The following is a 21869-nucleotide window of genomic DNA, read 5'->3' as shown; positions in this document are numbered from 1 at the left end:
TTGGAGATGAATCAACTGCGGTTCTGGGTGGGCGAGCCGGAGCGGGCTCGACCCGCGAGCTACTGCTTGACGCTCCCGGCGGCCAGGCCGGACTGCCAGTAGCGCTGGAGGTAGAGGAAGACGATGACGATCGGCACGATGGTCAGCAGCGAACCGGTGATCACCAGGTTGAACACGGGTTCCGACCCGATCCCGGAGGCCTGCTGGTTCCACTGGTTCAGGCCGATGGTCAGCGGGAACAGGTCCGGGTCGCTGAGCATGATCAGCGGCAGGAAGTAGTTGTTCCACGTCGCGACGATCGAGAACAGGGCGACCGTGACGATGCCCGGGGCGAGCAGTCGCAGGGAGATCGTGAAGAAGGTCCGCACCTCGCCGGCGCCGTCGACGCGTGCGGCCTCCAGCAATTCTGTGGGCACGGAGTCGACGGCGTAGACCCAGATCAGGTACAGGCCGAACGGGGAGATCAGCGAGGGGATGACGATCGACCAGACGGTGTTGGTGAGGCCCATCTGGCTGAACATCAGGAAGGTCGGCACCGCGAGTGCCGTGCCCGGGACCGCGATCGCCCCGAGGACGACGGCGAAGACGGCACGCTTGCCGGGGAAGGTGAACTTCGCCAGGCCGTATCCCGCGAGGGTGGCGAGGGCGGTCGCCCCGCCGGCGCCGAGGACGACGTACAGCAGCGTGTTGCCGAACCAGCGCAGGAAGATGCCGTCCTGGTAGACGAGCGTGTCGTGGATGTTCTGGAAGAGGGCGAACGGGCCGTCGAACCAGAGCCCGAATGAGCCGAGCAGGGAGTCGAGTGTCTTGGTCGAGCTGATCAGGAGCCAGACCAGCGGGAGCAGCGAGTAGATCACGAACAGCGACATGGCCACCGTGAGGAGTTTCGAGTTGCGTGGCGTGAGCCAGCCGCTGGAACGTTCGGACCGGCGGTCGAGGGCGGGAGTGGTCATCGCTGCTCCTGTCGCATGCCGCGCAGCTGTACGACGTAGGCGATCACGGCGGTCGCGATGCCCATGACGATCGCGACCGTCGCCGCGTAGTTCACCTGTTGCCCCAGGAAGCTGAGGTTGTACGCGTACATGTTCGGTGTGTAGTAGGTGGAGATGAGGCTCGGGGCCAGCGAACGCAGGATGTTGGGTTCGTTGAAGAGCTGGAAGCTGCCGATGATCGAGAAGATCGTGGCGATCGTGATGGCGCCGCGCAGTGCCGGGAGCTTGATGCTCCTCACGATGCGGAACTGTCCCGCACCGTCGAGCGCTGCCGCCTCGTAGAGCTCCTCGGGGATGGTCCGGAGCGCGGCGTAGAAGATCAGCATGTTGTAGCCGACGAACTCCCACGTGACGATGTTGCCGATCGCGAAGAGGATCGCGGACGGGGAGAAGGGCATGAGCACGTCGGCGCCCAGCAGGTCGTTGACGTTCCCGGTCAGACCCATCCGTGGCGAGTACATGAAGCCCCACATGAGCACGGCGACGACGCCGGGCACCGCGTAGGGCAGGAACATCCCGATACGGAAGAAGGACGCGCCGGCGAGGCGCCGGGAGTCGATCGCCAGCGCGGCGACCAGGGCGAGGCCGAGCATCACGGGGACCTGCACCGCCAGGAACAGCGTGACGCGCGCTGCGCCCTCCAGGAACTTCGGGTCCGTGAAGGCCAGGACGTAGTTGCCGAGACCGACAAACTCGGTGCCCCCGACAAGCCGTGTGCGAAAGAGGCTCAGGATGAGCGAGTACAGCACCGGCGCGAGAAAGGTCAGCGCGAACACCGCCATGAACGGGCCGACGAAGATCCACCCGCGCCAGTCGCGGGCGCTGCGTCGGTGGGTCGGTGCGTCGGTTCGTGCTCCCGCGGTCGGGGGGAGAGGTCTGGTGCCCGCCACGGGGGCTGTTCTGGTCGCCATCGGCCCAGGCTTTCGTTGGTCGGTCTTTGCGTGTTGGCGCTAACATGGCACCGATCGATCGCCATGTCAACGCAAACATGTAGAGTTTGTCGCATGACTGATCGTGACGTGGCGAACGCGCCGGCTGCTTCCGGGGGCAGCCGCGGTCCCTCCATGCTGGACGTTGCCCGGCTTGCCGGTGTCTCGGAGCAGACCGTTTCCCGCGTCTCGAGGGGGCGCACCAACGTGCTGCCGGACACGCGGGAACGTGTGCGGGCGGCAATGCGCGAACTCGGCTACCGGCCCAACCGCGCCGCTCGGGCGTTGAAGTCCGGCCGCTTCCGCAACATCGCGGTCATGGCCTACTTCAGCTCGTCCTACGGCACGGCGCAGTGGATCAGCTCCGTCACCCTCGAGGCCGCGCGCGCCGGGTACTCGGTGACGCTCGTCGCGCTGGAGTCGGCCGAGCCGGCCGCCGTGGCCCGTGCGTTCGACGTCCTTGCCGAACATGCTGTCGACGGCGCCGTCCTCCTCGTGGAGGAGGACGGTCTGGAGCGAGCCGGGGTCAACCTGCCCCCGGGCCTTCCCGCCGTCGTGCTGGACTCCGGGGTCGACTCGCCGTATCCGGTCATCGACAACGACCAGGCGATGGGCGCGAGGCTCGCGACGCGGCACCTGCTCGATCTGGGCCATCGGACCGTCCGGCATCTCGCCGGGCCGTTGGACTCACGTGCCGCGGCAATTCGCGAGGCCGCGTGGCGCGAGACGCTCGAAGCGGCCGGCGCGACCATCGCCGAGGCCGTCCGCGGAGACTGGAGTCCTGAGGCGGGCTATACCGCCGGCCTCGACCTCGCCGCCGACCCTGATGTCACCGCGATCTTCGTCGCCAACGACCAGATGGCTCTGGGCGTGCTCCGTGCGTTGCGGGATTCAGGGCGCCGTGTGCCCGAGGACGTCAGCGTCGTGGGGTTCGACGACGTGCCGGAATCCGCGAACTATCAGCCTCCGCTGACCACCGTGCACCAGTCGTTCGATCGGATCGGGGCAACCTGCGTGTCCGTGCTGGTCGACGAGATCGAGCGGGGCGAGCGCCACTTCCCGCCCCTCGTCCCGGTGGAGCTCGTCATCCGGGCGAGCACGGGTCGGCCGCCAGGCCGATAGGGAGGCCCACGCGCTCTCGGAACGTACTCGGTCCGAGAGCCGGCCCGTTGCCGGGCTGGAGCGATGCCGGGCTGGAGCGATGCCGCGGCGAACCGATCAGGCGCGCGGTTCGAGGTGCTCGGGTCCGAGGGGGTGGCCGGGCAGCGGGGCACGCGCCCCCGGCCGCAGGCTGTCCAGGCTCAACGCCAGCATCCGCTGGTACACGTCGTCCGGCAGCGTGCTGGAGGACGTCCGCAAGCCGGTGATCACCAACGTGATCAGCATCATCACATCACCGGTGCCGACGTCGGGCCGGATCGTGCCCTCGTCCTGCGCGATGCGCACGAGGTCGTGGAACGCGGACATGAACTCCTCCGCGGTGGCCAGTCCCTCCTGGTCGTTCCGGATGACGGACACGTAGTCCGCGGACAGGACCGTCAGTCGCAGCGTGAACCACAGGTCGGGCAGGTTCTGCAGGATCTTGAGGAAGGACTCCCATCCCTGCCCCCCGTCGGCCCGCGCATGTTGTGCGTGGGCCCGTAGGACGGCGAAGCTGTCCCGGGCTACCTCCCGGATCAGCGTGTCTCGGTCGGCGAACCGCCGGTAGAGGGTGCCCACGCCGACTCCCGCGCGACGGGCGATCTCCTCCATCGGGACGTCCGGGCCACGCTCCGCGAACACCGCTTTCGCCGCGGCGATGATCTGCTCCCGGTTACGCCGTGCGTCAGCCCGAAGCGTCAGCGGCTCTGCCATGTGTCACTCACCCTCTCGTCGGGACCTGGACGTCGCGCGGCTGGTCGACGCCGCCCGCGACGTGGTGGCGATCATGAGCGCGGCCGCCGAGGCCACTATCCCATCGTGGCGACAGCCCTCGCCGTAAGTGGACGAACATCATCCGCTTTGCTACTGTCAACCGCTAAGCGGAGGGAAAGCCTCCGGATGGGCCGACCTCAGGGAGCCGCACCATGACCGCAGAACCGCTGCCCGCCATCTCCACGATCCGCACCTGCCCCTACGCCCCGCGCGAGGAGCACGTCCAGCTCCGGGAGCGCGAGCCCGTCGCCAAGGTCACGCTGCAGACAGGCGAGAACGCCTGGGTGCTCACCCGCCACGAGGAGATCCGCGCGCTGCTCGCGGACACCCGGTTCAGCTCCGACCGCACACGTCCCGGGTTCCCCCTGATGGGTGACCGGGCCGGCGAGGGCCAGAGTCCGATCCCTCCGATGCTGATCAGCATGGATCCGCCGGACCACGGGCCCGCCCGCCGCGCGGTGCTCGGCGAGTTCACGGTCAAGCGGATCGCCCAGCTCGGGCCGCGCATCCAGGAGATCGTGGACGAGCACATCGACGCGATGCTGGCCGGGCCGCGCCCGGTCGACCTGGTCGAGGCACTGTCCCTGCCGGTGCCCTCCTTGGTGATCTCCGAACTGCTCGGGGTGCCCTACGCCGACCACAAGTTCTTCCAGACCCGGTCCGCGGTCATCGCGAAGCAGGATGCCGGCCCCGAGGAGACCCAGACGGCCCTGATGGAGCTCGGGGCCTATCTGGACGGACTGCTGCGGGAGAAGGAGGAGAACCCCACCGACGACCTGCTGGGCCGTCAGATCGTCCAGCGGCGTGACGCGAACGGTTCCGTCGACCGGGTGGACCTGATCGGCCTGTCCTTCCTCCTGCTCACCGCAGGTCACGAGACCACGGCGAACATGATCTCGCTGACCACGCTCCAGCTGACCCGGGACGCGGAGGTGCGCGAGGCGATCCGGCGGGACCCCAGCAAGACCCTGCCCGCCATCGAGGAGATGCTGCGCTACTTCACCATCGCCGAGCAGGCGCTGGCGCGGGTGGCGACCGAGGACGTCGAGATCGGAGGGCGGATCATCAAGGCCGGTGACGGGGTCATGCCCCTCTCGCACGCGGGCAACCGCGACCCGCGAGTGTTCGACGACGCCGACACCTTCGACGCCGGTCGCGGTGCCCGCAACCATCTGACGTTCGGCTACGGCCCGCACCAGTGCCTGGGCCAGAACCTGGCCCGCCTGGAGCTGCAGATCGTCATCGACACGTTGCTGCGTCGCGTCCCGGACATCCGGCCCGCCGTGCCCGTCGAGGACCTGCCCTTCAAGAAGGACACGCTCGTCTACGGCATCAACGAGTTCCCGGTCACCTGGTAGGGAGCCCGGATCGACCGGCGCAACCCCCTTCACGAAGAGCACGAAGAGAGAGCGAGCAGATATGAAGATCCTGGTAGAGGAAGACAGGTGCTGCGGGGCCGGGCAGTGCGTGCTGGTCGCGCCCGAGGTGTTCGATCAGCGGGAGGACGACGGGATCGTGATCCTCCTCGACGAGTCCCCGGCCGAGGCGCTGCGCGACGCCGTCCGCGAGTCCGCGGCCGTGTGCCCGGCGGCCGCGATCGTCCTCGAGGAGGACGCGTGAGCACGCCCGGGAACGTGCTGGTCGTCGGGGCCTCCGCCGCGGGACTGGCCACAGCGGAGGCCCTGCGCCGCAAGGGGTACCACGGAGGGCTCACCCTGCTGGACGCCGAACGGCACCGGCCCTATGACCGGCCTCCGCTCTCGAAGCAGGTCCTGTCGGGAGAGTGGGCCCCGGATCGTGCCCGGCTCCGGTCCGACGAGGCCCTGAACGCGCTGGACGCCGAGTTCGTCCTCGGCGACCCGGCGACCGGACTGGACGCGGCGACGCGCAAGGTCACGACCGCCTCGGGGCGAGTGCTGGCCCCGGACGCCGTCGTCGTGGCCACCGGGTTGCGGCCGCGTACCCTGCCCGGCCAGGAAGGACTGTCGGGCGTGCACGTGCTGCGTGGTCTCGACGACTCGCTCGCCCTGCGCGAGGATCTGCTCTCCGCGACGCGGGTGGCCGTGGTCGGCGACGGGGTGCTCGGGGCGGAGATCGCCGCGACCGCATGCGGCCTGGGCGTGGACGTGACCATGATCGGTCCGCAGCCCGCGCCGCTGGCCGCCCAGTTCGGGCCTCTCGTCGCGGGCCTCCTGGCCGATCTGCACACCGGGCGGGGCGTGCGACTGCACCTCGGCACGGGCGTCGATGCGCTGGTCGGTGACCAGGGAAGGGTCACTGGTGTGCGACTGTCGGACGGCTCTCTGGTCCAGGCCGACACGGTGGTCGTGGCCGTCGGAGCGGCGCCGGTGACGGAGTGGCTCGAGGGCAGCGGGCTCAGGCTGGACAACGGGGTGGTGTGCGACGCGTACTGCCGGGCGGCGGAGGGCATCTACGCGGTCGGCGATGTGGCCCGCTGGCTCCACCATCGAGACGGCACGCTGATGCGGCTGGAGAACCGGACCAATGCCACGGAACAGGCGATCGCCGTGGCGGCCGGCATTCTCGGAGAGGGCGAGCCCTACACGCCGGTGCCGTACCTGTGGACCGACCAGTTCGACGTCAAGATCCAGGTGTTCGGCTCGGTGGGTGCCGACGCCGAGACGGTTGTGGTGGACGGCGATCCGAAGGACGGGCGGTTCGTCGCACTCTACGGGCGAGACGGCCGGGTGTGCGGTGTGCTCGGGTGGAACATGCCCAAGCGGACCCGCCTGCGTCGCGGGCTGATTGTCGAGTCCGTCCCCTGGGACGCCGTGGCGTCCCTCTCCTAGGGCCCGCTTCCGCCGGGGCGTCGGGGTCGTCGGCCCGCGGTCCCGGCGGTTCCTCCTGCGCGGTCGGCCCTCGGTGCGTACCGGCCGGGTCGGTGCTGACGGTCGACGGCGAGGCCCTCGTCGGGCGCGAGGGTGTCAATGATCCCGAGGTCGCACGTGCTGGGAGATACGCGCCCGACCCTGAATGTTTATGATTGAGTATGATCGGGAATGTGCTTGACATCGGCGGGTGTTTGCGCAGACACTGACATCTGCGCGGCCGGGCCGGGATCGATGTGCACGCAAGAGATCGCCGATGATCGATAGTGATCATTGACTCTCGGTGCGAGATCGGAGTCGGGTAAACCACGGCCCTGCAAGGGGCGCGGTTGTTCGCGGGCCTTCCCGCTCGTGCGGCGCACCTCTTCGGACCGAGCCTGTTCCGAGTTCGGGCCCCGCGCGACTCATGACGGAAGTACGCAGTGTCAACGATGACAGGAGCACTCATGGATACCGACCACCCCGTACTCACCTCAAGGCCGCCTGGCGCCCGCCGAGCGGTGGCGCGCGCGCGTACCGCTCTCGCGACCGTCACCGTGATGCTGCTGTCACTCCTGGCCGCCCCCGTTCTCGGCAAGGTCGGCACCGCGCCCGTTGCGCAGGCCGCGGAGGCCGCCGTCTCGTACGTCCAGCTGGAGAACCGCGGGACGGGGATGTTCATCGACGGCATGGGCCGGTCGGGGGACGGTGCCAACGCCGGGCAGTGGTCCGGCAGCGCCAGCTCCAACCAGCAGTGGAGCATCGAGACGGTGGGGGAGTACGTCCGGATCAAGAATCGGGCGACCGGGCTCTACCTGGACGGCATGGGCCGTTCGACGGGTGGGTCGATCTGCGGCCAGTGGAGCGACTCCGGGAGCAACAACCAGCAGTGGACGCAGGAGTCCAGTGGCGCCTTCGTGAAGTTCCGGAACCGCGCCACGGGCCTGTACCTCGACGGCGCCGGGTGGGAGGAGAACGGGGCCGACCTGAAGATGTACGGCGCCAGCAGCAGCCACAACCAGCAGTGGTCGATCGTCGATCAGCGCCGGATCGCGCTCGACGGCAACGACGTCAGGGCCGACAACGTCAACGGGCTCACGTTCAAGGGTTTCGGGATGCTGAGTGCCAACAGCACGAGTGCGCTGCTCCTGGACTACAAGTCCGAGAACCCCGAGAAGTACGCCGAACTGATGAGGATCCTGTTCGGCGGCGACAACCCTGTCGTCAACCACTTCAAGATCGAGATGGGCAACGACCGGAACCAGTCCACCGGGCCGGACCCGGCCTCCATGCGATGGGAGGCCGAGGCGCCGAACGTCGAACGTGTGCCTGGTTTCCAGCTCGCGGCCGACGCCTGGAAGATCAACCCTGACCTGAGGGTGAGCGTCCTGCGGTGGAACGCGCCCGCGTGGGCCGACACCAACACCAAGGTCTACTCGTGGTACAAGAGCACGATCCTGGAGGCGTACCGCACGTACGGCTACATGGTCGACTACGTCAACCCTGGGTTCAACGAGCACACCGCTGACTTCACCTGGACCAAGCAGTACGCCGATCTCGTGAAGAACGACAGCACCGGATTCGCGAACTCGACGGAGCGGGCCCTCTACAACGACATCGGCGTCGTCATCTCCGACGAGGCTTCCCTCGGGACGTTCGGCGACGAGATGGTCGCCGACGCCACGCTGCGCGATGCCGTCGAGGTGGCTGGGTATCACTACTACACCGACGACGACAGTGCCGGAAACTTCACGGCCCTCGCCGAGCAGTTCGACAAGGAGATCTGGAACAGCGAGGCGCAGGCCACGTTCAGCAACTCCGCGTTCCGGCCCCACAACAACACGCAGGACCCGACCGTCGCCGGGACCGGCATCGGCGGAACCGGGAGCGCCCTGGAGATGGGCAACACGATCATCAAGGGCTTCGTCAAGTCCCGCCGTACCCACTTCATCTACCAGCCGCTCGTGGGTTCCTTCTACGCGGGCGGGCAGTACTCCTTCAAGGAGGTCGTCGGTGCGCGCGACCCCTGGTCGGGCTGGCTGCACTACGACGTGGGTGTCGACATCCTGCGGCACTTCAGCTGGTTCGCGAAGACGGGGTGGGAGAACGCGGACAACACGGCCGGGATCTGGCGGGCCGTCCCTCAGGCCAGCTTCACCGGCGCCACCGGCACGAACCCGGTGAACGGGCGCAACGGCACTCCCAGCTACATGACGCTCGCGGCTCCCGACAAGACCGACTTCTCGACGGTCTTGACGAACGACAGCGAGTACGAGCAGACCTACACGATCAGCGCCGTCAACATGGCGTACTCGGGTACTCCGGACCTGGAGGTCTGGGAAACGCGTGCGGCCGACACGGGGCAGGCGTTCAACGCCAACTACATGAAGTACCTCGGAGACGTCTCGGCCGACTCGGCCGGCGTGTACACGGTCACCGTTCAGCCGTACTCGGTGGTCACCGTCACGACGCTGGAGAACCACCTGAACCCGGAGTTCGGTGTGCCGTTGCCGGTCGAGGGGCAGCGCACCGTGCTCGACACCGACTCCACCGGCGCCGGCCACGACACCGGTGACAGCGTCCTCTATGCCGACGATTTCGACTACTCCGGCAAGACCGTCCCGGTGATCGGGGCCGACGGCGAGATCGTCGGAAGCGAGGACTACATCGAGTCCCGCGGCGGCTCCCAGAGCGTGATTCCGCGCTACACCGGCGACCGCAACGGCGCCTTCGAGGCATTCCTCCCCACCGGATCCACGAACTACGTCCTGCGTCAGCAGCTCGACCAGGACATCATGGGACTCGGCGGCGCCTGGAACGGTGGTGATCCGGTGACCCGGATCGGGGACAACCGGTGGCTGAACTACACGGCCGGCGTCGACGTGACGTTCGAGAGCGACAGCACCCAGGGCGGTAGCAACTACGCCGCGATCGGTGTTCGCCAGCAGCACGGCGACACCAGCTCGCCCTACAAGCTGAAGTTCTGGTACGACGGCGGCTGGTCGATGCACGTCAACGGCAGCTCGGTGGCGAACGGGAACGTCGTCACCGGTGCCGGGGGCGTCACCATTCCAGGATTCGACGACTCCTTCGACGCGTGGCACAACATCGCGGTCAAGGCCGCCGGCGACACCGTCACGGCGTACGTCGACGACGTTGCCCTCACCACCTACACGGACCCCACGCCGAAGCTGTCGGGCCGCGTCGAACTGGTCAGTGGCTACTACCACACACAGTTCGACAACCTTCGGGTCGAGACGGTCGACGGGTTCGCGCCGTACTACACCGAGCTCCTGGACGGTCTGGAGATGCAGGACCTCGCCCCCACGCCCGCCACGAAGCTCGTCTACGGCGGAGCGTGGGATCACGCGAACGGCAAGAGCATGTACGACTACCAGCGAAGCCTCTCCACGAGCGAGGGCAGCGGTTCGACGCTGACCTACACCTTCGACGGGACGGGCCTCGACATCCTGGGGCCAAACGACGGCTCCGCTGTCCTCGAGGTCACCGTGGACGGGCAGGTCGTCGATGCCTCCGCAGCGACTCTTGACTCCGATCGGCTCTACCAGGCCTTCACCCTGCGGGGCCTGAGCGACAACAGTCACACGGTGCAGGTCAAGGTCCTCAGCGGCACCCTCGTCGTGGACTCCGTAGGCGTGGTACCCGCCGGATAGGCGGAACGCGGAGCACGGATCACGGGGCGCGTCGGCAGAACACCGCCGTCGCGCCCCGTGCCGTGGTGGTCCCGCTCACGACCCGGCCGGCGCGCCGTCCGGCTCGGGGTGCCGTCGCACGGCCTGCTCCAGCCGCGGATACACCCGCAACGCGTTGTCGCCGAGGACGGCCGTGACCTGGTCCGCCGTCAGGGTGGCGGCTTCGACGTAGCGCCGGGTGTCGTCGAATGGGTGGCCCGTCGTCGGATCGTCTCCGCGCACGGCGCCGATCATCTCGGACCCGAAGAGCAGGCTACGGTGGTCGATCACCGAGAGCAGGAGGTCGATGCCCTCCTGGTGGTAGACGCAGGTGTCGAAGAAGACATTGCTCATGACGTGCGACGACAGGTCTGGTCGACCGAGCATGTCCGCCAGTCCGCGGTAGCGGCCCCAGTGATAGGGCACGGCACCACCGCCGTGCGGGATCACCAGCCGCAGCGTGGGGAAGTCGGCGAACAGGTCGCCTTGGACGAACTGCATGAACGCCGTCGTGTCCGCCGCGAGGTAGTGCGCCCCGGTGGCGTGGAACGCGGCGTTGTCGCTGGCCGAGACGTGGATCATCGCGGGCACGTCGAGCTCGGCCAGCTTCTCGTACAGCGGGTACCAGTAGCGGTCGGTCAGAGGCGGCGACGTCCAGTGCCCGCCACTCGGGTCGGGGTTGAGGTTGCAGCCGACGAACCCCGCCGCCACGCACCGTTCCAGCTCGGCCACGGCGGCGTCCAGCCCGGCGCCGGCGCTCTGCGGGAGCTGGCACACCGGGACGAACACCCCCGGAAACAGGGCGGCCACCCTCCCGACGAGATCGTTGCACGCCCGTGCCCAGGCGATGCTGGTGCCCAGGTCGCCGAGATGATGACCCATCGCCGAGGCGCGGGGCGAGAAGAGCGTCACGTCCGTGCCGCGCTCCCGGACCAGCCGGAGCTGGTTCGCCTCGATGGTCGAGCGGATCTCGTCGTCCGAGATCGAGGGGTACGACGGCGCGCCGCCGCCCGCGTGCCAGGCGTCGAGCTGCCGGCCGCGCCAGGCGGTGTGGGCCGCGGGAGCCGTCGTGTAGTGGCCGTGGCAGTCGATGATCATGCGTCCTCCGTGTGTTCCAGTGCCACCGGCCGGTAGCGCCGGTCGTCCGTGCCTTCGGCCGCCGGTGTGCCGTGGGTGTGGAACGAGTCGATGGTCCTCAGTCCCCAGGCCTGGCCCTTCGCCCGTTCCGCCTCCGTCCAGGTGACCAGCGGCCAGTCCGGGGCCAGCACGAGCCGGGTGACCGGGTTGCACAGCTCGATCCTGTTGCCCCCCGGCTCGAACACGTACAGGAAGAACGTCTGCTGGATCGCATGCTTGTGCGGGCCCGTCTCGATCGGGACGCCCAGGTCGAGGCACAGATCCGCGGCACGGAGGATGTCCTCACGCGTGTCCGTGGCGAAGGCCAGGTGGTGCAGCCGGCCGGACGCGCCGGTCCAGTCCTCGGTGTAGACGACGTCGTAGGACTTGTTGGTGAACGTCAGCCACCGGGCCGCGACGTGCCCGTCGTCCATGCGGATCTGCTCCGTGGCGCGCGCGCCCAGGAGGTCCGCGTGGAACTCGGCGTTCGCCAGGACGTCCGCCGCGAGGTAGTTGACATGGTCGAACCGCCGCACGGCCACGCCGCGGCCCGGTTTCGCCTGCGGCTGGTTCTTCAGCCCGGGACGCAGGTGTGCGGGGGCCTCGTACCAGGTGGTCTCGAAGTAGAGCCCGATCTCGTGGCCGTCCGGGTCGCGGGTGACGAAGGTGCGCCCCGTCCCGGCGGCCCCGCCCTCCCAATGGCCCTCGTGCCCGGCCGCGCGGAGGCCGGCCACGAGGGAATCGAGGGCTCCGGCGCTTGCCGTCCGCAGGCCGACACGCCCGACGCCGGCCGTCGCCGCGGAGCGTACGACGATGCTGGTCTGCTCGTAGTCGTCCCAGGTGCGGAGCATGGCGGAGCCGCCATCGCGGGCCGTTTCGGTCATGCCGAGAATCTCCTGACAGAACCAGACCGTGGCGTCCAGATCGGGCGTCAGGAGCTCGGCGTACCCGAGGTGGGCCACCTGTCCCGGCGCTGTCGTCGGTCTCGTTGCCGGCGTCGTTGTCACGGTGTCGTCCTTGGTGTCGATGAGGGACCCCCGGGGCGGGGGAACGCGGTCGTCTCGGCCAGCAGCCGTGCGGTGCGGACGACGCGGATCGAGGCGATGCCCGGCGGATCGGCGTCGTCGGCGGAGACGTACAGGTCGAGGTAGCCCGTGGGGTGCTCGACCCGGACGGGCGCGGCGGCATCGGGCACGCGGGCGGCCTCGGCCGCCACGCTGCCCGGGATGCGGGTGGCGGCGGCCACGCTCGCGGCCCCGAGAACGCCGATCGCCTCGTGCACGCGGTGCGGGATGAAGCTGCGGGTGCGCAGGGAACCTCCCCGCGCCGGAGGCGACACGAGCACGATCTTCGGCGTCGTGGTGGATTCCGGGGTGCCGGCCAGGCGCATCCGGTCGAAGGCGGCCGCCCGGATCTCCGCGACCCTCCGGGTCAGCCGGGCGTCGGACTCCAGCGCTGCAGGTTCCTCGCCGCCGGTCGGACCGAGATCGGCGGCGCGGACCAGCACGGAGGGCATTCCCGCGTCCACCAGGGTCGCCGCTGTCCCGGCAACGACATCGAGGGGATGTCCGGTCGGCAGCAGGGGGGCCGACGACGGCGCGAGCGAGACCTCGACGGGTGCCGCGGTGCCCGGTACCCCGGAGATCGAGGTGTCGCCGTCGAACGTCACGCGCCGGCCAGGGGTCCGGACGGTCAGCGCCGCCACGGCACCTGTGTTGACCAGCCGCACGCGCAGCGTCGTCGTTCCCTCACCGGCCCGGACCAGCCCTCGCAGCACCGCGAACGGACCCACGGCGGCGAGCATGTTGCCGCAGGTCTGCGACGTGGAGACCACCGGCTCGTCCACGGCCACCTGGCAGAACAGGTAGTCGACGTCGGCGCCGTCGTCCGGTGACGGCGAGACGATCGCCACCTTGCTCGTCAGCGGGTGCGCGCCGCCGATCCCGTCGATCTGCCGGGGATCGGGACTACCCATCAGCCGGCGGAGCAGGTCGTCCCGCTCGCCGGGATCTGCGGGCACGTCGTCCGCCAGCAGCACGGCCCCTTTGGAGGTGCCGCCGCGCATCAGGGCGAGTCGTACCCCGGTCACGAGCGGTCCCCCTCCTGCGCGGACCAGGGCCGGTAGACGACTCCCAGGTCGGCGAGCAGCGGGCGCAGGCCGTACCGGTCCAGGCCCAGCTCGCCCGCCTCGAACGCCGTACGGGCCGCCTCCTCCTTGGCGATCCGCGCCCGCGCCGCCTCGACGGCCCGCGCCGCGTCCTCACGCGCCACGACGACCACGCCGTCGTCGTCCGCGACCACCACGTCGCCGGCGTCGATCACCTGACCGGCGATCACGACCGGCACGTTGACCGCCCCGGCGGTGGACTTCACGGTGCCCTCGGCCGAGACGTGGCGGGACCAGACCGGGAAGCCCATCGTCCGCAGCTCGGCGGTGTCCCGCACGCCGGCGTCGATCACGAGACCGACGACTCCCCGCTGCCGCAGGGACGTGGCGAGCAGATCCCCGAACATGCCGTGGGTCGACGGCGCCGCCGCGGCCACCACCAGCAGGTCACCGCGCCGGCACTGCTCGACCGCGGCGTGGATCATGAGGTTGTCGCCCGGCCAGCACAGCACGGTCACCGCGGTCCCGGCCACCCGGACGTCCTGCTGTATCGGCCGCAGGCCGGGACCGAGGCTGCCGGTGCGGCCCATCGCCTCGTGGACGGTGGCGACACCGTGGCCACCCAGCTCGTCGACGTACGCGCGGTCCGCCCGGGGCGGGGCCGTCAGCACGACGCCGCGCTCGAGGGCGCGGACGGAGGCGGCGCTCATGCCGGACCACCCGTCGCCGCGATGTCGCTCGCGCCACCGGGCCGCACGCCGTGCTTGGCCTGCTGGATCAGCGAGTAGACACGCCCGCGCAACTCGGCGAACCGGTGATCCGACCTCGTCGCGAGCTGGTCACGCTCGCGGGGCAGGTCGACGCGGACATCCTCCATGAGCACGGTCGGCCGGTTGGACAGCACGAGCACGCGCCCGCCGAGATACACCGCCTCGTCGATGTCGTGCGTGACGAACACGATCGTGACGCCGAGGCGGTCCCACAGCGAGCGCACGAGATCCTCCAGGTCGGCCCGGGTCTGGGCGTCGACGGCGGCGAACGGCTCGTCCATGAGCAGGACGGTCGGCTCGTAGGCGATCGCGCGGGCGATGGCGACCCGCTGCTGCATCCCGCCCGAGAGCTGCCAGGGGTGCGCGTCCGCACTGTCGGCGAGCCCGACCGCGGCGAGCGCCGCCAGCGTCTTCGCCCGGCGGTCCTGCCGGGACAGGCGCTTCTCCTTCAGCGGGAGCTCGACGTTCTGCGCGACCGTCATCCACGGGAAGAGACTGCGCCCGTACTCCTGGAAGACCACCGCCATGTCCGCCGGCGGTCCGGAGACGGGGCTCCCGCCGAGCAGCACCTCGCCGCCCGAGAGGTCCAGCAGGCCCGCGACGCACCGCAACAGGGTCGTCTTCCCCGCCCCGGACGGTCCGACGACGCAGACGAGCTCGCCGGGACCCACGGAGAAGGTGAGGTCCCGGATGGCCTCGACCGTCCGCCCGTTGCCGTCGTAGGTCTTCTGCGCACCGCGGACGTCCAGGGCGGCGACGGTGCCGGACGTGACGGGAGGGCCGCTCTCGACGGCGGCGCGCGCGGTTCGGGTCGGCATGGTCATGCTCCTCGCTCTACGGTGCGCTGGCCCAGGTACCAGGCCAGCAGACGGTTCTCGACGACGCGGAAGGTCAGGGACAGCAGCACACCGATGAGGCCGAGCAGGATGATCCCCGTCCACATCTGGGGGACGGCGAAACTCCGCTGGAACTGCACGATCGTGGCGCCGAGCCCGCGGCTGGCGCCGAACAGCTCGCTGATGACCATGAGGATCACGCCGATCGAGAGAGCCTGGCGGGCGCCGGTGACGATCCGCGGCGCCGCGCCGGGCAGGATGACGTGCCGCAGGCGGCGTCGTGCGCCGAGCCGGTAGCTGCGTGCGGTGTCCAGCAGCACCGGTTCAAGACCGCGCACACCCTCGACGGTGTTGAGCAGGATCGGCCACAGGCAGCCCAGCGCGATGGTGACGATCTTCGAGGCGGAGCCGGTGTACCCGGCGAACAGTGCGATCACGGGGACCAGGACGGGCGGCGGGATCGCGCGGAAGAACTCCAGCGTGGGTTCGGCGGCGGCGCGCAGCGGACGGTTCAGCCCGATGGCGACCCCCGCGACGATCCCCGCGGCGACGGCGATCAGGTACCCGGCGGCGAGCCGCCCGAGGCTCGGCAGCACGTCGCCGGCGATCCGGTCGGGGGTCCAGGTCGGGCCGAACGCCTCCAGGATGGTCCGCAAGGACGGCCAGTACACGCTGGAGCTCCCGGCGCTCGCGACCCACCAGACGGTGAGCAGCGCGGCGGGCAGCGCCACGGCTGCGAGGATACGGCGCGGAAGCCGGTCCGGTCTCATGCGGCCGTCCTCACGGACGGGTGCCACGCGAGGACACGCGCCTCGACGGCGCGGGCGAACAGGTTCACGGCGACTCCGATCAGGCCGACGACGATGACGAGGGCATAGGTCTTGGGGACGGCGCCCGAGCTCTGGGCCACGCCGATCTCGCGGCCGAGGCCGGGGACGCCGATGACGAGCTCGGCGGTGATCTCGAGGATCAGTGCCACCGACGCCGCCAGGCGGAAGCCCGTGACCACGTACGGCAGGGCGGTGGGCCAGATGACGGACCGGGCGACGCGCATCCGGGAGAACCGGTAGGACCGGGCCGTGTCGCGCGCCACGGGGTCGACGTCGGTGACGCCGTACAGCACCTGGACGAGTACCTGCCAGAACGCGGCGTACACCACCAGCGAGATCGACGACTCGGGCTGCGTGCCGAACAGCAGCACCACGAGCGGGATGAGCGCCACGGACGGGATGGGCCGCAGGAACTCGATGGTGGACGCGGTGAGCTCCCGCACGACGGCCAGGCTGCCGATGACGATGCCGCACACGGTGCCGAGCACCATCGCGAGCGCCAGGCCGATCGCCCAGCCGCTCAGGGTTCCGGCGAGCGCACTCCAGAACGGGGCCTGGCCCAGCTGCTCGGCCAGCGCGCCGAACATGACCGTGACGGGCGGCAGGTAGGTGGGGTCGATGATGCCGGTACGAGTCAGGGCCTCCTCGACGGCCACGACGGCGACGACCCCGGCGATGCCGAGTGCGCCGTCGCGGAGCCGGCGGGGGGTGGCGTTCCGGCGCCCGCCGGCGCTGCGCGGCACCGGGGAGGGCGCCGTCGCCCCCGGTGCCGGAACTGTGCTGGTCATGTGGGTTCCCCCGAGAGATGTCGTCCGGTGCGGGACCGGTGTGAGCTGAGGAGGTCCGTCCCTCGCACCGGTGCGAAGGAGGGCCCGGGACCGCGGCTCCCGCCGCGGTCCCGGGCGGTGTGCTACGGCAGCAGGGCGCCCAGATCGGGCGCGGCGTCGATGGCACCGTCCGTGACGGCGAGATCGGCCAGGAGGCTCACCGAGTCGGCGTCGATCTCGGTGGGCCACTTCGGCAGGGTGAGGGCCGCCAGCGTCTCGGCGTCCATGTCCGTGTAGGTGCCCAGGACGTCGCGGACCTCCTCCGGGTGGGAGTCGGCGTATGCGAGGGACTCGTTCATCGCGGCCGTGAACCGTTCGACGGTCCCGGCGCTCTCCGCGGCGAACTCGTCGGAGGTGAAGTACATGGCGATCGTCAGGTCGGGGTCCGCCGCCGCGTAGTTCGAGACCACCTGGCGCATCCCGCGGCTCTCGGCCGTGGCGAGGAAGGGCTCGACGACCTGGCCGGCGTCGACGTCGCCCTGCTCGATCGCGGGCACGATGTCCGGGAACCCGAGCTCGGTGAAGGTGATGGTCGACGGGTCGGCGCCGGCGTCGCGCACCACCTTGCCGATCGTGGCGGTGTTGATGTTGTTCAGGGTGTTGACCGCGATGGTCGCGCCTTCGAGATCCGCGGCGGACCGGATGTCGCTGTCGGCAGGGACGACGACGCCACCGAAGTCGGCGCCGTCCGCTCCCGTGGTCGCGACGCCGGCGGTGACCGCCTGCAGCGCGAGACCGTTGGCCGTCGCCAGGACGAGCGAGGTCGAGTTGCTGAAGCCGAACTGGTACTGCCCGGAGACCACGGCGGGGACGATGGCCGCGCCGCCCTGTGCGGTCTCGAGGGTGACATCGAGTCCCTCGTCGTCGAAGAAGCCCTGCTCGATGCCGAGGTAGATCGGGGCCACGTCGACGATGGGGATGACGCCGACGGTGACCGAGGTCGTCCCGCCGGTCTCTTCCGTGGCGTCCGCGTCCCCGGCGGGCTCACCGCAGGCCGTCAGGGCGGCGAGTATGCCCAGGGTGCCGGCGGCGCCGGCGATGCGGCGCCGGAACGCCGCCCGGCGGCTGGGTGCTGATCGGTGCATGGGTCTCCTCCTCGAGCGCGGCGTCCTCGTCGCTGGGGACGCTCAGGGGGAGACGTTAGCAGGATTGTCAACAATCGTGTAGACGAAGTTGCGGGACATCGGGGGAGGAGGCGCTCGCCGGTCGCCTCAGGCCAGCGTGCGCAACGCCTCGATGACCGAGGAGATGTGCTCGCGCATCGCCGCCTCCGCGGCCTCCGGGTTCCGCGAGCACACGGTGTCGATGATGCGCTGATGCTGCTTGATCGAGACCGCGGTGCGACCCGGAACCCGGGCCAGGGCGAACTGGTGCCGGACCATCTGGCCGTGCAGCTGCGCGATGATCCGGTTCGCCGTCTCGTGCCGGGCGATGTCGCGCAGCGTCTGGTGGAGCTCGGCGTTGAGATCGCTGTAGAGCGCGGGCTCGCCGGCCGCGAGCGCCTCGTGCATCTGCTGCCCGATGGACCTGAGCTGATCCGCCTGGCGCTCGTCGACGAGCTCGGCGGCGCGCGCGGCGACCAGGCCCTCCACGACCTGCCGGATCTCGCTGATCTCTATCGCCTCGGCCAGACCGATCTCCCGGATCCGCGCGCCGCGGTTGGGCTGGCGCTCGACGAGCCCCTCGGACTCCAGGGCGAGGAGCGCGGCCCGCACGGCGAACCGGCTGGCGTCGAACTGTTCGCACAGCTCGACCTCCACCAGTCGCTGGCGCGGTGCGAACTCGCCTCGCAGGATCGCCGCTCGCAGCTCGTCCTGCACCCTGACATCAGTGACCACTGGAACTCCCTGACCTGCCGTCGTCGGAAACAACAATCTTGTCGACAATATCGCCGGAGGAGTGATGTTGCCATTTTCGTTACGCAGAATGCTGGCAAGATTGTTGACAATCTGCTCTACTGGGCCCGACGAGCCCGCTCGACGGCGAGCGGACCTGACGGAGGGAACCACTGTGATGCCACGCAAGGATGCGCGCAGAGCTCACGACATCGGCTCCGGGCGGCGCACGCGCCGTCGCGCAGCGGCACTCGGCACGGTTGCGGCACTGCTGGTCGGAGGACTGCCCACGGCCGGCTTCGCCCTCGAGACCGGGCGCACGGGGCCGGCGTCCGACGCCGAGGACGCCGCGCTGGTCTTCGACGAGCAGGACTACACCAGCCTGACCGTCACGGTCGACGGTGAACCTGTCGCCGTGCGCTGGTACGAGGAGGTCTGCTACGTGGCCGACCCGGTGCTCGTGGCGCCGGAGCAGCGCGGGCGCCCGATCAGCAACCCGGAGTGCGGGTACCAGAGCATGAACGTCTACGTCCCCGAGGCGGTGGCCTCGAGCGACGACGCGGCGATCTACCTGAGCGTGCACAACGGCGGATGGTTCGCGAGCCACGTCTCGACCCCGTTCGACGACGGCGACGCGCTGGACAGCTCCGAGGACAACGTGGCGGCCGCGGTCAAGGCCGGCATGATCATCACCGACATCGGCACCCGGAGCCGCGAGCTGGTCGCCGCCGACGGAACCTACGCCGGCAAGGCTCCCGCCGTCGTCGTCGACCAGAAGGCGGCGGTGCGCTACCTGCGGCTGAACGACGACGTCATGCCCGGCAGCGCCGAGCGGATCGTCGCCAACGGCACCAGCGGCGGCGGGGCCGCCGTCGTCGCTCTCGGCGCCTCCGGCAACAGCAGGGACTACCTGCCCTACCTCGCGGAGGTCGGCGCGGCCGGAATCGACGCCAGGGGGCGCAGCACGATCCGCGACGACATCTTCGCCGTCAACGCGTACTGCCCGATCACCGACCTCGGGAACGCCGACATCGCCTACGAGTGGCTCTACTCGGTGTACGGCACCCGCGAGGTGGTGGGGGAGGACCCCTTCCCGGACGTGACCGCCGAGCTGGCGGCGAGGTTCCCGGCGTATCAGCGCGGCCTGCGCCTGCGCTCGTCCGACGGCTCGCGGCTGACGGCCCGGGAGATGCTCGACGAGATCGCCCGGGAGGTCGCCGCGGCCGCCGAGTTCTACCTGGCGTCCGACCAGGCGAACGTCATCGAGGGCCTCGACTGGATCGAGGTCGACGCCGCCGGCGGCACGGTCGACTCCGTCGACGTGGAGGGCTATCTCCGGTACGTGGCCGAGGAGCGCCAGCTCAAGCCCGCCCCGTCCTTCGACCAGACCGGGACGGATGCGCCCGGAGCCGGTGGCGGCCCGGGGGCCGGTGAGTCGAACCTGTTCGGCACCGACGTGCAGGAGTACTCGAACTTCACGGCGTACAGCTGGGACAACAACGCGATCGGCGGGGACGGTATCGGGCTGGACGACACCGGGCTGACCTGGAGGAAGTTCGTGCGCCGGCGCGGCACCGTGGTCGACGAGCAACTCGAGCTGATCGATCCGCTCCAGTACATCGGCACCCGTGCGGACACGGCCCCCTACTGGTACGTCCGCAACGGTGCCAAGGACCGCGACACCGCGTTCACGGTCTCGATCAACCTCGCCCGGGCGCTCGACGCGGACCGCGACGTCGAGGACGTGAGCTACCGACTGGCCTGGGACACCGGCCACGGCGGCAACTACGACGTGCCCGAGGCGATGCGATGGATCACCGGCGCCGTCGCCGAGGCGGACGACGCCGAGGACGGGCGCCGCGGCTAGGGCGGGCAGGGCCGGCACCGTCGACAGGGCTCTCCGCGCTGACATCGCCCTGTCGACCCGCCCGCACGACGTTCGAGGTATGGGGGAGTCGCGACCTGTCATGACATCTCACCGTGGCATCAGGGTCGCGGCCCCCACGCCTCGTCGGACCTGTTGAGGGCGCCCGAGGGCCCGCGATGCGCGGGCCCTTCTTCGTACCGGCACCTGCGTCGCAGGAACTCTCAGGTAGGACACAGCTTCTCTGGTGGCAAGTACCAGATCCGCGAATATGATCTGTGATCATGAGAATCCTGAACAGCAAGTTCTACGTCCGACGTTCCCTGGTTGCCGGTGTGGCAGGTCTGGCCCTGCTGGGCACCGCGGCGTGCGGTGCGGCGGCCGACTCCGCGGCGGACGGGTCGGACACATCGTCCGAGACGACCTCCACAGCGAGTGCCGACAGCTCGACGAGTACCAGCTCGGCGAGCGGGAGCGAGGAGAGCCCTACGCTCGAGTCGCTCGTGGAAGAGGTGGCCGGCGAGTTCGACCAGGTCGAGTGGACCGATTCCGAGACCGGCGAGACCCTCACGTACAACATCTACCTGCCGGAGAACTACGACGAGGAGCAGTCGTACCCGATGGTGGTGTACATCCCCGACTCCAGCCTGGTCGGCGACGACACCACCGCGGCGCTGTCGCAGTACGGCGCGCTCATCTGGGCCAGCGCGAGTGAGCAGGCCAAGCACGAGAGCATCGTCGTCGTCCCGGCCTACCCGGAGGTGATCCTGGACGACCACGACGGGTTCACGATGACGGACTACGTGGACATGACGGCCCGGCTGGTCGAGTCCCTCAAGACCGAGTACGCCGTGGACGCCGACCGGGTGTACGGCACCGGGCAGTCGATGGGCGCGATGACGACCATGTACCTCGCGGCGCAGGACCCCGACCTGTACGCGGCGGAGATGATCGTGTCCGGGCAGTGGGACGTGACCACGCTCTCCGGGCTGGAGGACGAGACCTTCGTGTACACGGCCGCGGCCGGGGACGAGAAGGCCTCGGCCGGTCAGGTCGAGGTCGAGGAGTTGTTCGACGCCGACGGTGTCGCCTACAGCACCGCGACCTTCGACGCCACCTGGTCGGCACAGGAGTCGGCGGACGCCGCGGCGGAACTGTTCGCCGCCGGTGACAGCGCCAACTTCCTCACCTTCGCCGAGGGCACCGTGCTCGAGGCCTCCGGGACGGACGACGGCGGCATGGGCGGGGAGCACATGGCTTCGTTCCAGCCCGCCTACGAGATCACCGCGCTGCGCGACTGGCTCTTCGAGCAGAGCGCCGGCTGACACC

At 69.8% G+C, this 21869-nt stretch carries 19 protein-coding genes; 7 read left to right on the top strand and 12 right to left on the bottom strand.

The annotated features are described in order from the left end of the window. Nucleotides 1–59 precede the first annotated feature (59 nt). Nucleotides 60–953 carry a carbohydrate ABC transporter permease gene (locus ACYVK5_RS06830; protein WP_460703159.1) on the bottom strand — a complete coding sequence of 298 codons (894 nt, stop codon included), beginning with the start codon at nucleotides 951–953 and terminating at the stop codon, nucleotides 60–62. Continuing rightward, nucleotides 950–1903: a carbohydrate ABC transporter permease gene (locus ACYVK5_RS06825; protein ID WP_460703157.1), complete on the bottom strand. Its 954-nt coding sequence runs from the start codon at nucleotides 1901–1903 to the stop codon at nucleotides 950–952. The genes ACYVK5_RS06830 and ACYVK5_RS06825 overlap by 4 nt, the downstream gene beginning before the upstream one ends. Nucleotides 1904–1996: 93 nt before the next feature. Here ACYVK5_RS06825 and ACYVK5_RS06820 point away from each other — a divergent pair, with 93 nt between their 5' ends. Next, entirely contained in the window at nucleotides 1997–3043 is a 1047-nt protein-coding gene (locus ACYVK5_RS06820) for a LacI family DNA-binding transcriptional regulator (protein ID WP_460703155.1), read from the top strand. A gap of 96 nt (nucleotides 3044–3139) precedes the next feature. On the opposite strand, the gene ACYVK5_RS06815 is transcribed toward ACYVK5_RS06820, so the two are convergent. Continuing rightward, nucleotides 3140–3775: a TetR/AcrR family transcriptional regulator gene (locus ACYVK5_RS06815; RefSeq protein WP_460703153.1), complete on the bottom strand. Its 636-nt coding sequence runs from the start codon at nucleotides 3773–3775 to the stop codon at nucleotides 3140–3142. Between the two features lie 212 nt (nucleotides 3776–3987). Here ACYVK5_RS06815 and ACYVK5_RS06810 point away from each other — a divergent pair, with 212 nt between their 5' ends. From ACYVK5_RS06810 to ACYVK5_RS06795, 4 genes are all read left to right on the top strand, one after another. Then, nucleotides 3988–5193: a cytochrome P450 gene (locus ACYVK5_RS06810; RefSeq protein WP_460703151.1), complete on the top strand. Its 1206-nt coding sequence runs from the start codon at nucleotides 3988–3990 to the stop codon at nucleotides 5191–5193. Nucleotides 5194–5254: 61 nt separating this feature from the next. Continuing rightward, on the top strand, nucleotides 5255–5455 hold the full coding sequence (locus ACYVK5_RS06805; protein ID WP_460703149.1) for a ferredoxin: 201 nt from the start codon (nucleotides 5255–5257) through the stop codon (nucleotides 5453–5455). Continuing rightward, the gene (locus ACYVK5_RS06800; protein WP_460703147.1) at nucleotides 5452–6645 is read left to right on the top strand and encodes an NAD(P)/FAD-dependent oxidoreductase; all 1194 of its coding nucleotides are present in this window, start codon (nucleotides 5452–5454) and stop codon (nucleotides 6643–6645) included. The genes ACYVK5_RS06805 and ACYVK5_RS06800 overlap by 4 nt, the downstream gene beginning before the upstream one ends. 485 nt (nucleotides 6646–7130) lie before the next feature. Beyond that, entirely contained in the window at nucleotides 7131–10337 is a 3207-nt protein-coding gene (locus ACYVK5_RS06795) for an RICIN domain-containing protein (RefSeq protein ID WP_460703145.1), read from the top strand. Nucleotides 10338–10412: 75 nt separating this feature from the next. Here the strand turns inward: ACYVK5_RS06795 and ACYVK5_RS06790 are convergent, their stop codons facing one another. From ACYVK5_RS06790 to ACYVK5_RS06750, 9 genes are all read right to left on the bottom strand, one after another. After that, complete coding sequence (locus ACYVK5_RS06790) at nucleotides 10413–11453, bottom strand: amidohydrolase family protein (protein ID WP_460703143.1); 1041 nt, start codon at nucleotides 11451–11453, stop codon at nucleotides 10413–10415. Beyond that, entirely contained in the window at nucleotides 11450–12478 is a 1029-nt protein-coding gene (locus ACYVK5_RS06785) for a VOC family protein (RefSeq protein WP_460703141.1), read from the bottom strand. Before ACYVK5_RS06785 ends, ACYVK5_RS06790 begins: the two co-directional genes overlap by 4 nt. Beyond that, nucleotides 12475–13560 (bottom strand): PrpF domain-containing protein, encoded by a 1086-nt coding sequence (locus ACYVK5_RS06780; protein ID WP_460703139.1) that lies wholly within the window; start codon nucleotides 13558–13560, stop codon nucleotides 12475–12477. The genes ACYVK5_RS06785 and ACYVK5_RS06780 overlap by 4 nt, the downstream gene beginning before the upstream one ends. Further along, nucleotides 13557–14288 carry a 4-carboxy-4-hydroxy-2-oxoadipate aldolase/oxaloacetate decarboxylase gene (locus tag ACYVK5_RS06775; RefSeq protein ID WP_460703137.1) on the bottom strand — a complete coding sequence of 244 codons (732 nt, stop codon included), beginning with the start codon at nucleotides 14286–14288 and terminating at the stop codon, nucleotides 13557–13559. The genes ACYVK5_RS06780 and ACYVK5_RS06775 overlap by 4 nt, the downstream gene beginning before the upstream one ends. Next, nucleotides 14285–15166 (bottom strand): ABC transporter ATP-binding protein, encoded by an 882-nt coding sequence (locus ACYVK5_RS06770; protein ID WP_460703135.1) that lies wholly within the window; start codon nucleotides 15164–15166, stop codon nucleotides 14285–14287. Before ACYVK5_RS06770 ends, ACYVK5_RS06775 begins: the two co-directional genes overlap by 4 nt. Nucleotides 15167–15168: 2 nt before the next feature. Next, nucleotides 15169–15954: an ABC transporter permease gene (locus ACYVK5_RS06765; protein ID WP_460703132.1), complete on the bottom strand. Its 786-nt coding sequence runs from the start codon at nucleotides 15952–15954 to the stop codon at nucleotides 15169–15171. Beyond that, complete coding sequence (locus tag ACYVK5_RS06760) at nucleotides 15951–16802, bottom strand: ABC transporter permease (RefSeq protein ID WP_460703130.1); 852 nt, start codon at nucleotides 16800–16802, stop codon at nucleotides 15951–15953. Before ACYVK5_RS06760 ends, ACYVK5_RS06765 begins: the two co-directional genes overlap by 4 nt. Before the next feature lie 122 nt (nucleotides 16803–16924). After that, nucleotides 16925–17926 carry an ABC transporter substrate-binding protein gene (locus ACYVK5_RS06755; RefSeq protein ID WP_460703128.1) on the bottom strand — a complete coding sequence of 334 codons (1002 nt, stop codon included), beginning with the start codon at nucleotides 17924–17926 and terminating at the stop codon, nucleotides 16925–16927. A 126-nt stretch (nucleotides 17927–18052) separates the two neighbouring features. Next, on the bottom strand, nucleotides 18053–18679 hold the full coding sequence (locus ACYVK5_RS06750; protein WP_460703126.1) for a GntR family transcriptional regulator: 627 nt from the start codon (nucleotides 18677–18679) through the stop codon (nucleotides 18053–18055). 175 nt (nucleotides 18680–18854) lie between these two features. Between ACYVK5_RS06750 and ACYVK5_RS06745 the strand changes: the two genes are divergently transcribed. Both ACYVK5_RS06745 and ACYVK5_RS06740 read left to right on the top strand, forming a co-directional pair. Beyond that, a complete protein-coding gene (locus tag ACYVK5_RS06745) occupies nucleotides 18855–20543 on the top strand; it encodes a subtype B tannase (protein WP_460703124.1) in 1689 nt (562 codons plus the stop codon). Between the two features lie 281 nt (nucleotides 20544–20824). Further along, nucleotides 20825–21865, top strand: a complete 1041-nt coding sequence (locus ACYVK5_RS06740; protein ID WP_460703122.1) for a carboxylesterase family protein — start codon at nucleotides 20825–20827, stop codon at nucleotides 21863–21865. Nucleotides 21866–21869 lie beyond the last annotated feature (4 nt).

The organism is Myceligenerans halotolerans, from assembly GCF_054782975.1.
Note: the sequence above shows the minus strand (reverse complement) of the source record. Positions and strands in the feature narration are given on the sequence as shown.